The sequence below is a fragment of the Stenotrophomonas sp. Br8 genome (genome assembly GCF_014763005.1).
Lineage (GTDB): Bacteria > Pseudomonadota > Gammaproteobacteria > Xanthomonadales > Xanthomonadaceae > Stenotrophomonas > Stenotrophomonas lactitubi.
In genome coordinates this window covers 260,524-274,592 of the sequence record NZ_JACGTN010000003.1, presented here as the reverse complement: position 1 = coordinate 274,592, position 14,069 = coordinate 260,524, and the positions used below count along the sequence as shown (strand labels likewise).

The 14,069-nt window shown below is 66.6% G+C and carries 11 protein-coding genes; 5 read left to right on the top strand and 6 right to left on the bottom strand.

All coding sequences use genetic code 11. The annotated features are described in order from the left end of the window. Positions 1–28: 28 nt before the first annotated feature. From H3005_RS02590 to H3005_RS02570, 5 genes are all read left to right on the top strand, one after another. The gene (locus H3005_RS02590; protein ID WP_191077518.1) at positions 29–2,227 is read left to right on the top strand and encodes a TonB-dependent receptor; all 2,199 of its coding nucleotides are present in this window, start codon (positions 29–31) and stop codon (positions 2,225–2,227) included. 273 nt (positions 2,228–2,500) lie between these two features. Continuing rightward, the gene (locus H3005_RS02585; RefSeq protein WP_025879336.1) at positions 2,501–3,067 is read left to right on the top strand and encodes a TetR/AcrR family transcriptional regulator; all 567 of its coding nucleotides are present in this window, start codon (positions 2,501–2,503) and stop codon (positions 3,065–3,067) included. Then, positions 3,067–4,740: an MFS transporter gene (locus H3005_RS02580; protein ID WP_100551982.1), complete on the top strand. Its 1,674-nt coding sequence runs from the start codon at positions 3,067–3,069 to the stop codon at positions 4,738–4,740. Before H3005_RS02585 ends, H3005_RS02580 begins: the two co-directional genes overlap by 1 nt. A gap of 10 nt (positions 4,741–4,750) precedes the next feature. Beyond that, the gene (locus tag H3005_RS02575; RefSeq protein WP_191077517.1) at positions 4,751–5,914 is read left to right on the top strand and encodes an HlyD family secretion protein; all 1,164 of its coding nucleotides are present in this window, start codon (positions 4,751–4,753) and stop codon (positions 5,912–5,914) included. Between the two features lie 323 nt (positions 5,915–6,237). Next, positions 6,238–6,903 carry a hypothetical protein gene (locus tag H3005_RS02570; protein WP_191077516.1) on the top strand — a complete coding sequence of 222 codons (666 nt, stop codon included), beginning with the start codon at positions 6,238–6,240 and terminating at the stop codon, positions 6,901–6,903. A gap of 85 nt (positions 6,904–6,988) precedes the next feature. On the opposite strand, the gene H3005_RS02565 is transcribed toward H3005_RS02570, so the two are convergent. The 6 genes from H3005_RS02565 to creC all read right to left on the bottom strand — a co-directional run bounded on the left by H3005_RS02565 (position 6,989) and on the right by creC (position 14,067). Then, positions 6,989–7,474, bottom strand: coding sequence for a Fur family transcriptional regulator (locus H3005_RS02565; protein ID WP_025879333.1), 486 nt, complete (start codon positions 7,472–7,474; stop codon positions 6,989–6,991). A gap of 34 nt (positions 7,475–7,508) precedes the next feature. Continuing rightward, positions 7,509–8,912 (bottom strand): glutamate--tRNA ligase, encoded by a 1,404-nt coding sequence (gene gltX / locus H3005_RS02560; protein ID WP_191077515.1) that lies wholly within the window; start codon positions 8,910–8,912, stop codon positions 7,509–7,511. 154 nt (positions 8,913–9,066) lie between these two features. Continuing rightward, positions 9,067–10,659 carry a M28 family metallopeptidase gene (locus H3005_RS02555; protein WP_191077514.1) on the bottom strand — a complete coding sequence of 531 codons (1,593 nt, stop codon included), beginning with the start codon at positions 10,657–10,659 and terminating at the stop codon, positions 9,067–9,069. Between the two features lie 131 nt (positions 10,660–10,790). After that, entirely contained in the window at positions 10,791–11,201 is a 411-nt protein-coding gene (locus H3005_RS02550; RefSeq protein WP_191077513.1) for a hypothetical protein, read from the bottom strand. A gap of 10 nt (positions 11,202–11,211) precedes the next feature. After that, complete coding sequence (gene creD, locus H3005_RS02545) at positions 11,212–12,525, bottom strand: cell envelope integrity protein CreD (RefSeq protein ID WP_191077512.1); 1,314 nt, start codon at positions 12,523–12,525, stop codon at positions 11,212–11,214. Positions 12,526–12,606: 81 nt separating this feature from the next. After that, entirely contained in the window at positions 12,607–14,067 is a 1,461-nt protein-coding gene (creC, locus tag H3005_RS02540) for a two-component system sensor histidine kinase CreC (RefSeq protein WP_191077511.1), read from the bottom strand. Positions 14,068–14,069: the final 2 nt, after the last annotated feature.

The window sequence follows — 14,069 nt, the reverse complement described above, 5'->3', positions numbered from 1 at the left end:
ATTGATACATTGTAACAAAGGACCGCCCATGCCCTCCCACCACCCTCGTTTCAAGCCGCATTCCCTGGCCCTGGCGCTCGCTGCGCTGCTGCCGTCCGTCGCCTTTGCGGCCTCCGACGATGATTCGCATCGTGACCGCCACCTGACCGAACTGTCCTCGGTACAGGTCACCGCGTCGCCGCTGCAGGGTGATGCCGAATCGCTAGCACGCCCGGTTGAAGTGCTGGCCGGTGAGCGCCTGGACGAGCAGAAGGCCGGCACCCTCGGCGACACCGTGGCCAAGCTGCCCGGCGTGCAGAGCACCTTCTTCGGCCCCGGTGTCGGCCGCCCGATCATCCGCGGCCAGGAAGGCCCGCGCGTGGCCGTGCTGTCCAACGGCATGGGCAACATGGACGCCTCCACCGTCAGCGCCGACCACGCCACCAGCATCGAGCCGTTCCTGGCCGACCAGATCGAAGTGCTGAAAGGCCCCGCGACCCTGCTGTTCGGCAGCGGCGCGATCGGCGGCGCGGTGAACGTGGTCGATGGCCGCATCGCGCGCGAACTGCCGGACCGTCCGCTCAGCGGCCGCGCCGAACTGCGCGGCAACTCGGTCAACGACGAGCGCAGCGGCATGTTCCGCCTTGACGGCGTGAGCGGCAATGTCGTGCTGCACGTGGATGGCCTGGTGCGCAATGGCGACGACTTCCGCATTCCCGGCTACGCGGTGATCGACGGCCTGGAAGACCACCACGATGACCACGACCACGCAGGCGAGGAAGGCGAAGAGCCGCGTCGCGGCCGCCTGGACAACAGCTCCATCCGCACCCGCGCCGGCGGTGTCGGCGCCACCTGGCTGGGTGAAGGCGGCTACTTCGGCGTCTCTGCCAGCACCTATCGCACCAACTACGGCATTCCCAACGGCGCCCATGTGCATGCCGACGGCGATGGCCACGACCATGGTCACGACCACGACCATGGCGAGGAGGAGGAAGGTGAAGAGCATGACGTGCGCATCGACATGGTGCAGAACCGCTTCGAGACCAAGGCCGGCATCTACAACCCGGTGTCGTTCCTGAAGAACATCAACGCGCGCGTGGCCTACACCGACTACGAACACGTGGAGCTGGAAGCCGGCACGCCGTCCACCCGCTTCACCAACCGCGGCATCGAAGGCCGCCTGGAAGCAGTGCAGCAGCAGATCGGCGGCTGGGACGGCGCCTTCGGCCTGCAGGTCGGCAACAGCGATTTCGGCGCCAAGGGCGAAGAAGCCTTCGTGCCGGATACCGGAACGAAGAACATCGGCGTGTTCGTGCTGCAGGAAAAGCAGTTCGGCCCGTTCAAGCTGGAACTGGGCGGCCGCCACGACCAGGTCAAGCTGGACCCGACCGGCGACTACCAGCGCCGCAAGTTCGATGCGACCAACCTGTCGGCCGCCGGCATCTGGAAGCTCAACGATGCAGTCGACCTGCGCATCGGCGTGGACAGCTCCGAGCGCGCGCCGACCAATGAAGAGCTGTACGCCGCTGGCGCACACATCGCCACCCGCTCGCTGGAAATCGGTGATGCCAACCTGAAGACCGAGCGCGGCCAGCGCATCGAACTGGGCATCCACACCCACAGCGAGCGCCTCGATTTCTCCGCCGCGATCTACCAGACGAAGTTCAAGGACTTCATCTACCTGGCCGACACCGGCGTGACCGAGAGCCTGCCGGTGCGTGCCTGGACCCAGCAGGACGCGGTGTTCAAGGGCGCCGAGGCCGAAGCGCTGGTGCACCTGTTCGAAGGCGTTGCCGGCGATTGGGACCTGCGCGTGTTCGGCGACTACGTGCAGGCCAAGCTGGACGGCAACGGCAGCCGCACCCTCGACATCGCCGTGCCGCACGGTGACCACAACCACAACTACAGCGTGGAACTGGCCAACACCGGTTACCTGCCGCGCATCGCACCGGCCCGTGTCGGCGCCGACCTGCGCTGGGCGAAGGATGGCTGGCGTGCCTCGTTGGGCGCGGTGCGTTACAGCCGGCAGAAGGACGTGGCGCAGAACGAGGAGCCGAGCAACGGCTACACCCTGGTCGATGCGCACCTGGCCTACCGCTGGGACCGCAGCGACAGCAACAGCTACGAGTTGTTCCTGGACGGCAGCAACCTGACCAACCGCGAAGTGCGTCCGCACACCTCGCTGTTGAAGGATTACTCGCCGCTGCCGGGCCGTGGTGTCGCTTTCGGGATCCGCGCGTTCTTCTGATGGGGCATCCACGCATGGCGTGGATCTACTGGAAATGGATCCACGCATGGCGTGGATCTAAGGGTAAGTGCATCCACGCATGGCGTGGAGCTACCGACTTTGATGGCTACGTGCTGTCGTTCTCTCCCGGGGGGCCAGGTGGCCCCCCGTTTTTTTTACGCTCCCAGCCGCCCCTCACACAGGCGTCACAAAGATGTGCGTACGACAACAAGCGGACAATCCCGTCGCCATTCGTCTCTCGCCATCCGGACATGTTTGTCCGAAAATGAAGCCATGACCACCCAACGTGCCGATGCTGCTGCCCGCCGAGCCCTCATCCTCGATGCCGCCGACCATGTGTTCGGCCAACATGGCGTTACCGCGCCGCTGGACCTGGTGGTCGAGCGTGCCGAAGTCGGCCGCGCGACCCTGTACCGCAATTTCCCCGACCGGACCGCGCTGATCCAAGCGCTGCTGCAGCGCACGGTCGACCGCATCCGCCGCCAGGTCGAGCAGCTTGGCGACCGCGACGACGCCCTGTTCGAGGTGTTCGAAGGCATGGCCCAGCGCATCGTCGATTCGCCTGCGCTGGCCGACTACTGGCGCGCGGTGGATTCGGATGTCCCGGCCATGCGCACCGCACGCGAGACCGTGCGCGACCTGCTGGAAGCGCCCATCGCCCGTGCCAAAGCCGCTGGCCTGTGCCGGCCCGACCTGGAGAAGACGGATATTTCACTGATCTCGGGCATGCTGGGTGCGGCCCTGCGCGGCAAGACCCGCGATGAGCGTGCCCAGCTGGCCGGGCGTGCCCTGCAGCTGCTGCGCGGGGGACTCCAGGGAGCAGCCAGCGGGGAACGCTGATGGTGCAGCCGTACCTCAAGCCGGTGCCGGATTGGGAGGAGCACGAGAAGCCGACCATGCCCGGTTCGGCGTCGATGCCGTGGCACCCACCCTATCGGCGTGCAGCCTATGCGCTGGTGTCGCTGCTGGTGGCCATCACCGGCGGCCTTGGCAACGCGCTGGTAACGGCCAACCTGCCGTTCCTGCAGGGACAACTGGCACTCACTCCCACCCAGGGCAGCTGGCTGGTCGCCGCCTACGCCATGGTGAACGTGACCGCCAACCTGCTGGCCTTCAAGTTCCGCCAGCAGTACGGCATCCGCCTGTTCGCCGAGATCGGCCTGGGGCTGTATGCGGCGCTGGCGGTGCTGCACCTGTTCGTCGGCAGCTTCGAGACCACCATGCTGACCCGCGCCGCCAGCGGTTTCGCCGGCGCGGCATGTTCGACGCTGGGTACGCTGTACATGCTGCAGGCACTGCCGCGGCGTTTCACCGGCAACCTGCTGGTGGTCGGCGTTGGCCTGTCGCAGCTGGCGGTGCCGATTGCCTGGATCGTCTCGCCGGGCCTGGTCGATACCGGTCAATGGCACCAGCTGTATTCGTTCGAAGCAGGGCTGGCGCTGTGCGCGTTTGCCGCCGTGGTGGTGCTGAAGCTGCCGCCCGGCATCCAGGTCAAGGCCTTCGAACCTCTGGACTTCCTCACCTTCGCCCTGCTCGCGCCTGCCGTCGCCCTGCTGGTGATCGTGCTCGCGCAGGGCTACACGCGCTGGTGGTTGAACACGCCATGGCTGGGCTGGGCGCTGATCGCCTCCATCGCGCTGACCACCACCGCGCTGATCATCGAACACTACCGGCGCAATCCGCTGCTGCAGATCCGCTGGCTGTCGACCCTGCCGGTGATGCACTTCATCGTCGGCGCCTTCCTGATCCGCTTCCTGACCACCGAACAGTCCTACGGCGTGGTCAACCTGATGCGCACCCTGGGCATGGGGCCGGACCAGATGCGGCCGTTGTTCGTGGTGATCCTGGCCGGCGTGGTGACCGGCATCGCCGGCGCGGCGATCACCTTCGGCCCGAAGCGGCTGATCGCGCAGCTGCTGATGGCGATCCTGCTGCTGGGTGCAGCCGCGTTCTTCGACCAGCACCGCACCAGCATGGATCGACCACACGACTTCTACGTCAGCCAGTTCCTGGCCTCGGTGGGCGCCGGCATGTTCATGGGCCCGCTGATCATGCTCGGCATTTCCGCCGCGCTGAAACAGGGTGTGGACCACATGATCACCTTCCTGGTGACCTTGTCGATCACCCAGACGCTGGGCGGACTGGCCGGCTCGGCCGTGCTGGGAACGTTCCAGCTGCATCGCGAACAGCTGTATTCCAGCGCCTTGACCAGCCAGCTCGATCCCGCCGACCCGGTGGTGGCGCAGCGCCTGCGCATCCAGCAGCAGCTGTACGCAGCGCAGATCACCGACCCGGTGCTGCGCAGCGCACAGGGCAGCGCGCAGCTGGCGCAGACCACCCGACGCGAAGCCAACGTGCGTGGCTTCAATGATGTGTTCACCCTGAGCGGCTGGCTGGCGATCGGTTTCCTGTGCTGGTTGCTGCTGCTGTCGCTGCGTACCGCCGTGCGCAAACAATGGCGCAAGCGCCATCCTTCCTCCCCCGCTGCGGCTGCGACCGCGGCACCGCGCTGAGTCCATCGCCATGCCTCCCGTCCCGCCCCGTCCAGACGACACCGACGCCGCCGAGAACGTCACCCCGCCACCGCCCACCGATGCGGCGCCTGCGGCGACGCCAGCCGCGCCGGCCGCCGCACCGAAGTACCTGAAACCGAGTTCGCGCAGCGTGGTGGTGATGGTCGTGGTGGCGTTGCTGGGCATCGCGCTGATCCTGCGCGCCTGGCATCTGTGGCCGTTCACCAGCAGCGTGATGGTGACCGACAACGCCTATGTGCGCGGGCAGATCACGGTAATGGCGCCGCAGGTCAACGGTTACGTGACCGATGTGCTGGTGAAGGATTTCCAGCACGTGAAGCAGGGCGAGCCGCTGCTGCGCATCGACGACCGTATCTATGCGCAGCGGGTGGCGCAGGCCCAGGCGACGCTGGACAGCGCGCGCGCGGCGCTGGCCAATTCGGACCAGTCACAGGCGCAGAACCGCGCGCAGATCGCTTCGGCGCAGGCCACGCTGTCGGCGGGACAGGCTGAGCTGCAGCGCTCCCGCAATGAGGCCAAGCGCTACGAGGAGCTGGCGGCGCAGCAGCTGGTGTCGATCAACGACCGCGACAAGTTCCGCACCACCCAGGCCTCGGCACAGGCCAGCGTGCAGCAGTCGCAGGCGCAGATCCGCATCGCCGAGGAGACCCTGGTCTCCACCCAGGTCTCGCGCAAGAGCCTGGAGGCGCAGGTGGAAAGTGCGCAGGCGCAGCTGGAACTGGCGCGCATCGACCTGGCCAACACGGTGATCCATGCGCCGCGCGATGGCCAGATCAGCGAAGCCAGCGTGCGCGTGGGCCAGTACGTGGCGGCTGGTTCGCAGCTGCTGTTCCTGGTGCCGGATGCATTGTGGGTGGTGGCCAACTACAAGGAAGGCCAGACCTGGAAGATGGCGATCGGGCAGCCGGCGTCGTTCTCGGTCGATGCGTTCCAGGGTCAGGTGCTGCGCGGACGCGTGGAAGAAATCGCGCCGGCCACCGGATCGGAGTTCAGCGTGCTGCGCCCGGACAATGCCAGCGGCAATTTCACCAAGGTGGTGCAGCGGTTGCCGGTGCGGATCTCGATCAACGGGGAGCAGCAGCTGGCGGCGCGGTTGCGGCCGGGCATGTCGGTGATCGTGCGGGTGGATACTGCGACGAAGCCGATGGACTAGGCGCGGGCCTGCTTGACTGCGCGGCTTCGTCGAAGACAGCGAACGGCGGAGCCCCTCGTGGCTGATCGTTGCGGTTGGATTGCTGGGATTGGCCGGGTGCGTGAGGCAGGCGGGACACGCCGTGAACCCATCCCTGGGGGCTCGTAGGCGCCATCCATGGCGCCTGCGGTCCCGCCTACCCCACCCACCCGACCACGGACAGGTTCCGTGCGCGTCAGCCACGTGAATCAAAGGATGAAAATCAAAAGCAAAAGCGCGCGGCTCCGCTTTTTTGTAGTGTTGAGCCATGCTCGACTGCTTTGCTGCAGGAACACACGACAACGATGAAGTTCAACGCGCTGGCCCGTAAGGCGGCCAAAGGTCCTGCGCCGCTGGAGCATGGCGGTGCGATCGAGGTGGAGGACCTGATCGGCTTCGTGCTGGAGCATGGCGTCGAAGGTGCGGCCGAGATTGAACGTCTATGCGCGCTGCATGGCTGGCGCGAGGAGTTCCAGTACAACGGCGATGGCACGCATTTCGCGCCGATGGCGCCGTGGGCAAGGGCCTGTGCGGCTTTCGGCCATGGCGGCGTGGCGGCGATGCCGCCGCTGCTGGGTCAGCCGCGCATGGCGACCTATGTGATCGGGGTGCTGGAAGAGGTGCGCAGCGAGGCTTCGGTTGCGGCCCTGCTGGCGTTCTGCGGACAGGCCGATTTCAGCCAGGACGATCCCACGTCAGCGCCGTGGCGTGCATTGGGCGCGCTGAACATGCTGCTGTCGTTCGACAGGGGGGTGGCGGTGTCTACGGATATCCGACAGACGTTGCTGCAGCGGGTGCAGCGCGCGTGGGGCCAAGCGCCGACACCGCAACGGCAGTGCCTGGCACTGTATGCCGTGCGCGGCGCACACGTGGCCGAAGCGTTGGACTGGGTGCAGTCGCTGGTGCTGGAGGATGCGGAGCTGATCGCCGCGCGCAAGGCAGTGCTGAAGCATCTGCGCAAGCAGCCGTGAAATGGGGTCAGATCCCTTTGCCACTGGCAAAGGGATCTGACCCCAATCGCGAGGATGCCGGCCAGCGGCCGGCACTACCGTTCCGTCAGCCGGCGCAGCGTGCGCACAGGCCGTGCACTTCCAGCGTCTGTGCCTGCGGCTGGAAGCCCAGTTCCTTGGCCCGCTTCTCCAGCTGGGTCACGATCTCGCGGTCTTCCAGTTCCACTGCGCTGTGGCAGCTGTTGCAGATCAGGAACGGCACCGAATGGGCCGCACTGCTGGGATGGTGGCAGGCCACGAAGGCATTGACCGATTCCAGCTTGTGCACGAAGCCATTGGCCATCAGGAAATCCAGCGCGCGGTACACGGTAGGCGGGGCATCAGCGCCCACACCCTTGCCGTTGCGAACCCACTCCAGCAACTCGTAGGCCTTGACCGGCTTGCCGGCCTCGGCGATGAGCTTGAGCACGTTGGCGCGGATCGGGGTCAGGCGCAGCCCGCGCTCACGCGAGACACGCTCGACCACCGCCACGAAATCCGAAGCGTCGTGGACATGATGGTGCGGGGCCGTACAGGCGGTTTTGGCGGACATGCGCGTTCTCCAGTTCGGGCGTGGGCCGGTGGGCTCAGGCCGTTGCTACCTTGGTGATGGCCACATCGATGCGTTTCAAGGCCTGCTCGCGGCCAGCCAGGTACACGGTATGGGAAATGTCAGGGCTGACCTGGGTGCCGGTGATGGCCACGCGCAGCGGCTGGGCGACCTTGCCCATGCCCATTTCCAGCGCCGCAGCTGCATCGTGCAGGGCCACGCCAACAGCCTCGGCGGTCCACTCCGGCAGGGCTGCCAGCAGCTCGCGGGCCTTGCCCAGCGGCAGTTCCGCACCGGCCTTGAAGTGCTTGGCCACGGCCGCTTCATCGTACTCGTTCAGCGGCTGGTACCAGACCACGGCCTTCTCGGCCATTTCCTTCAGGGTCTGCACGCGCTCGCGCAGGGCGATCACCACGTCCACCGGCGCCGGGCCAGCGCCCACGTCCAGGCCCAGCTTCTGCAGCTGGTAGACCAGGTGCGGCGCGATCGCGGCCGGTTCCTCGGTCTTCAGGAAGTGCTGGTTGACCCAGCCCAGCTTGGCCATGTCCAGGCGCGAGGCTTTGGAATTGCAGTCCTTCACGTCGAACAGGTCGATCAGCTCCTGGCGGCTGAACAGTTCCTGGTCGCCATGCGACCAGCCCAGCCGGGCCAGGTAGCTCAGCAGCGCGTCGGGCAGGTAACCGGCGTCCTTGTACTGCATCACGTCGGCCGCGCCGGTGCGCTTGGACAGCTTGGCACCCTGCTCGTCCAGGATCATCGGCATGTGGCCGAACTTCGGCACCGGCGCGCCGATGCCTTCGTACAGGTTGATCTGGCGCGGGGTGTTGTTGATGTGGTCGTCGCCACGGATGACTTCGGAGATCTTCATGTCCCAGTCGTCCACCACCACCGCGAAGTTGTAGGTGGGGTAGCCGTCCGGACGGAAGATGACCATGTCATCCAGTTCGCTGTTGGCGATCTCGATGCGGCCCTTGATCAGATCATCGAACACCACCGTACCTTCAAGCGGATTCTTGAAGCGGATGACGCGGTTCGGGTCGTCCCGGTACGGCAGCCCCTGCTCGCGCGCGGCGCCGTTGTAGCGCGGCTTTTCCTGCTTGGCCATCGCGGCCTCGCGCATGGCATCCAGCTCTTCGCGGGTTTCATAGGCGTAGTACGCCTTGCCGTCGGCGATCAGCTGCTCGGCCACTTCCTTGTACCGGGCGACGCGCTCGGTCTGGTAGAACGGACCTTCGTCGTAGTCCAGGCCCAGCCACTCCATCGCCTCCAGGATGGCGTCGATCGCGCCCTGGGTGCTGCGTTCACGGTCGGTGTCCTCGATGCGCAGCACGAACTCGCCGCCACGATGGCGGGCCTCCAGCCAGCAGTACAGCGCGGTGCGGGCGCCACCGATATGCAGGTAGCCGGTGGGACTGGGGGCGAAGCGGGTGCGGCAGGTCATGGAGGGCTCGAGGAACGGGTATCCCCCGATTTTACCAGCCCTCCGCCCCCTGCGGAAAAAGGGGACGGAGGGGATTAAGTCGCTATTCCCCCGCTCCTGCGGGGATGCGCGGGCAACGGAGGGGAAATGCGACTTAATCCCCTCCGTCCCCTTTTCAGGGCTCGGGCTTGCGCGGGAAGGGCTGCTCGCGCATGGCGGCGTGGTAGGCGAAGGAGGCAACGATGGCAGCGGCCTGCTTCAGGTCTTCCGGTTCCGCGTGGTCCCAAGTGTCCAGGTGGCTGTGGTGGACGTTGCTGAAATAGTCCAGCTTGTCCTGGATGAACTGGAAGCCCGGCAGGCCGATGCGGTCGAAGCTGATGTGGTCGGTGCTGCCGGTGTTGCGGGTGGCCACGGTGGTCGCGCCCACGTCATGGAACGGGGCCAGCCAGGCTTCGAAGATCGGCATGGCCGCCAGGTTTTCCTGTGCGTAGATGCCACGGAAACGGCCCGAGCCGTTGTCCATGTTGAAGTAGACCTGGAACTTGCCGTAGTCACGGGTCTTCTGCAGGGCACCGGTCGGTTCGCGCAGCGAGGCTGGCAGCGCCTTCTGCGCCGGGTCGGTCGGCTCGGGGAATCGACCGAAGTGCTTGGCCACGTATGCCTGCGAACCGATCAGCCCCTGCTCCTCGCCACTCCACAGCGCAACCCGGATGGTGCGCTTGGGCTTGGCGCCGCTGGCCTTGAGGATGCGCATGGCCTCCATCATCACCGCCACGCCGGCCGCGTTGTCGGCTGCGCCGGTGCCGCTGTGCCAGGAATCCAGGTGCGCGCCGATCATCACCACTTCGTCGGGCCTGCTGCTGCCACGGATCTCGGCCAGCGTGTTGTAGCCGGGCTGGTCCGCTTCATCGGTGAAGCGAGCGGCCACATCCACGCGCAGGCGCACGCTCTGCTTGGCTTCCAGCGCGCGCACCAGCGGATTGAAGTGCTCGGCGATCATCGCCAGTTCGGGAATGCCGACCGACTCGCCGGCTTTGCGCGAGCCACCACCGGCCACGCGGATGATGCCGTTGTCCCAGCTGCTGATGCTGATCGAGGCCAGCGCGCCTTCTTCGACGAAGAACGCGTTGACCTTCGCCGCCAGCGCCTGCTTCTCCTGGTATTCCTTGACCCGCTTGGCGCGGTCGGCCGCCACGTCCTTGTCCTTGGGCAGGGTGAACTCCTGCAGGCCTTCCAGCGAGGTGGCGTCGTGCCGGTGCGAATCGGCATCGGTTCCACGCTTGTATTCGCGTGCTTCGCCAAGCAGCAGGATCTTACCCCGCAGCTTGCCGCGATATCTCTCGATGTCCTCAGGCTTCTTGATGTCCACCTGCAGCAGTTCGCCCTCGACCGGGCCCCTGGTGCCCGGCGTCCACGCCTTGGGCAGGGCATGCAGCGGCTGCACGCGATCGCCCAGCATCTCCACACTGGCCGAGGTGAATTCCCAGCCACGGCCGAATTCGTCGAAGGCTTCGTCGTGGACATTGTCCAGCTTCCATTCGCTGAACTTGCCGCGGGTCCAGGCGTTGGCGCGGCCCATCGCCGGCGAATTGGTCAGGCGCGGCCCGATGCGTTCGGTGAGGTAGCTGAAGGTGTCCATCACCTGCGATTTGTGGAACGCCTGCTGGCGGATCTTGCCGACCATGTCCAGGTCCACCGGCTCGCGCTGCTGCGCCACCGCATTGCCACCCATCGCCAGCGCTACTGCCAGCACGCCCCACTTCAGCACATCGCACCCCTGCCCTTCGGCTCGATCATCAACCGGTCGAGTCTAGCCAGCCAGGGCGCCGGGCCCCCGTCCCATCGGTCATGGGCATCTGGTAGATCCACGCCATGCGTGGATGGGGCATGGAGCGGCTGTCACCCCTTCCACCCCAGCCACAGCTGCGCGCGCTCCGGCAACAGCAGCAGCCAATGCCGCTGGTCGATGCTGCTGCAGCCGAACACGGTGGCGTGTTCCGGCCACTCCGCAGGCAGCCCGTCGATGCCGATCTCCGACAATGCCGCCGCCCCGGCCTTCCATGGCCGGTAACGGGGCACCTTGCCCGCGAGCGCGCCGCGTCCGTGCCGCGCCTCCCGCAGCCAGTCCAGCCCACGCCGCTGCAGTCCCTCGCAGGTGATGGCGGCCAGCTGGAAGCGGACCAGGCCGGGCGCGATCCGTGCCCCCGGCAACGCCGCCAAAACGCCATGCGCCTGCAGCAGCGCATCCACTTCCAGCAGGGCGGGAATGCCCTGTCGTGCCCGTTGCTGCAATCCTTGGCGCCAACCCATGGCGTGCTCCTTACTTCTGCTCGGCCAGGGCGTACCAGTCGACCCGACGGGTCACCCACATCGCCAGCGCGAGGATCACGAACAGCAGCAGCGAGCCCATCAGCAGCGCATTGTTTTCCGACACCAGCAGCCCATACAGCGCGCCGTACAGCACCGTCAGCATCGCGGCGAAGCCCAGGCCCCGCTTCCAGTGCCCCAGCACATTGGCCAGGTACACCGCCTGCAGGCCGATACAGGCCAGCGCGGAGACCAGGTAGGCCTGCCAGAAGGCGATGTGCTCGGACAGGCTGATCAGCAGCAGGAAGAAGATCGCCAGCGCCAGGCCGACCATCAGGTACTGCAGCGGATGGATGCGCAGCGACTTGATCAGCTCGAACAGGATGAAACCAACGAACGTCAGCACCACGAACAGCACGCCGTACTTGGAAGCGCGATCGGCCTGGGTATAGGTATCGACCGGGTCGACCAGCGAAACCTGCACCGCCTGCGCGTCCAGGTCATCGCCCTCGCGCAGTCGCTGCTGTGCGTCCGATGCCAGCGAGGACACGGCCCAGCGTGCATCGAAGCCCTGCGCATCCACACGCCGCTCGTTCGGCAGGAACGCACCGGCAAACGACGGGTGCGGCCAGCTGGAACGCAGCGCGATCTGGTTGTCATCGCCCACCGGCACCACCGACAGCGAGCGGCTGCCATCGAGCTGCAGCTCCAGTTCCACGCTGCTGGCCGCCAGGGTGCCTCCGCTGCGGGCGACGCCGGCGATCGGTGCATGCAGCCCACGGCCCAGTGCGGAAGCGCCGGCCACGCCCGGCAGCAGCTTGACCTGCTGCCCATCAACCCGAAGATTCGGCGTACCGACCAGGCCGCGCGCGTCGGACACACCCAGCGCGATGTACGCCTCGCCATAGGTCGTGCCATGGTGCTCCGGGTAGTCATCCTCGCTGAAGGTCGCCTTGAGCTGGCCATTCCAGCTGTACACCGGCACCTTGAACAGGCCGACCGAACGCTGGCTTGGCAGCAGCTCGCCGCTGATCTGCAGGGTGGCCGGCGGCTGCAACCAGTAGCCCTGGGTGGTCTGCAGCTCGGTCTTCTTGTTGCCCTGCGCATCGACCACTTCCACAAGCTCGCGCTTGGACCACGGCACCACGCGCACCGGCCCGACCACGCGCTGGGTACCGGCACGGCTTTCGGCCACCCGCGAATAGGCCTCTTCGCGATAGGCGCTGCGCTCGGTGATGACGCTGCGGATCAGGAACAGCGGGATCAGCAGCAGCAGGATCAGGCCGCCGACAATGGCGAACCGCAGCAGCATCTTCAGGGATTTCATCGTCCGTCCTCGTTGGAGAGGACTGCAGGATGGATCGCTGCGGTGAGCAGGGTTTGTGGCGAATTTGAAGCGAGTGTGAAGTCAGCGCCGCGGACGCTGCCCTGGTATCGCCAGCGGCAGCCACAGGCTGGCCACGGTGCCGCCTGCTTCGCGCGGCTGCAGGCTGGCGCGGCCGTCATGCAGGCGCGCGACTTCCTGCACGAAGGGCAGGCCGAGGCCGGAACTGCGGCGGCCGGTGCCGGGTCGGGCCAGCGAATAGAAGCGTTCAAACACGCGCTCGCGCGCGTAATCGGGAATGCCCGCGCCACGGTCGGCAACCTGCAGGCGTACGCCCTGCCCGTCCAGCTGTGCATCCAGCTGCACCTGTGCCCCGGGCGGCGAGAACGCAATGGCGTTGTCGATCAGGTTGTGCAGGGCTTGCCGCAGCAGATAGCCATCGCCCTGCACGCGCAGGTCGGGCACCTGCTCGATATGCAGCTCGACACCGGCGGCCTGCGCGCGTACCTGCGCTGCCGTTGCGGCTTCCTGCAGCAGCGCGGGCAAGGCAATCGGATCACGGGTCTGCAACCAGCCGTGCTGCTCGACCTCGGCCAGCGCCAACAGCTTGTCGATGGTTTCGGTCAGCCGCTCCTGCTGGTCGACGATGCTGCGTGCGAAATGCGCGCGGTCGGCGTCGGCCATCGGCTCCTGCAGCAGTTCGGCCGCACCGCGGATCGCCGCCAACGGACTCTTCATCTCGTGGGTCAGCGATTGCACGTACTGTTCGACGTACGCTTTGCCTTCCAGCTTGCGTCGCATCGTCTCCAGTGCCTGGCCAAGCTCGCCGATTTCATCGTTGCGGCGCTTCGGCGGAGGCACCGGCTCACCGGCGCTGACTGCCCGCGCATAGCGGCTGAGCTGGCCCAGGCCGTTGGTCAGCCACATCGTCACCAGCACACCCACCAGCGCCGACAGGCCGATCAGCCACGCGCCGCGTTCGATGATGGCGCGCTGGCTGGCGGCAATGAACGGATCGATGCTGCGGTTGGGCTGGGCCAGGCTGAGCACGCCGATCAGGGTATTGCCATCGACCGGGTCGTACACCGGCGCGGCCACGTGCATCACCGTGTTGCTGTCATCGCCCGGTGTTTCCGGGCTGGAGCGCGCGCCGTACTCGCCGCGCAGCGTGCGATAGACATCGTTCCAGCGCGAATTGTCGCGCCCCACGTCGCGGCCCAACGAGTCGTAGATCACGATGCCCTTGGCGTCGGTGATCGTCACCCGGTAGTCCAGCGCACGCTTGGGGAAGCGCCAGACCATGGCCTTCAGGTCGCGCTGCCGGGCCTTGGCCAGGCTGCGGGTGAAGCTGCCGTTGCGGATGGTGCCGGCCTTGACGTCGGCGGCGGCCATCTCGGCCAACACATTGGCCGCATCCACCAGGGTCGATTCCATCGCCTGGCGCACGCCCGGCTTCACTTCGTTGACGAACACGCGCATCACGAAGAACGCAGCGATGCCCACGATCAGGAAGAAGCCCAGGAACAGTTTCAGGACCAGACGCACGC

Coding starts and splice junctions, on each gene's coding strand:
- gltX (WP_191077515.1), bottom strand. CDS start 8,912: ATGACCTGCCGCACCCGCTTCGCCCCCAGTCCCACCGGCTACCTGCAT.
- H3005_RS02580 (WP_100551982.1), top strand. CDS start 3,067: ATGGTGCAGCCGTACCTCAAGCCGGTGCCGGATTGGGAGGAGCACGAG.
- H3005_RS02585 (WP_025879336.1), top strand. CDS start 2,501: ATGACCACCCAACGTGCCGATGCTGCTGCCCGCCGAGCCCTCATCCTC.
- H3005_RS02590 (WP_191077518.1), top strand. CDS start 29: ATGCCCTCCCACCACCCTCGTTTCAAGCCGCATTCCCTGGCCCTGGCG.
- H3005_RS02550 (WP_191077513.1), bottom strand. CDS start 11,201: ATGGGTTGGCGCCAAGGATTGCAGCAACGGGCACGACAGGGCATTCCC.
- H3005_RS02565 (WP_025879333.1), bottom strand. CDS start 7,474: ATGTCCGCCAAAACCGCCTGTACGGCCCCGCACCATCATGTCCACGAC.
- creD (WP_191077512.1), bottom strand. CDS start 12,525: ATGAAATCCCTGAAGATGCTGCTGCGGTTCGCCATTGTCGGCGGCCTG.
- H3005_RS02570 (WP_191077516.1), top strand. CDS start 6,238: ATGAAGTTCAACGCGCTGGCCCGTAAGGCGGCCAAAGGTCCTGCGCCG.
- H3005_RS02575 (WP_191077517.1), top strand. CDS start 4,751: ATGCCTCCCGTCCCGCCCCGTCCAGACGACACCGACGCCGCCGAGAAC.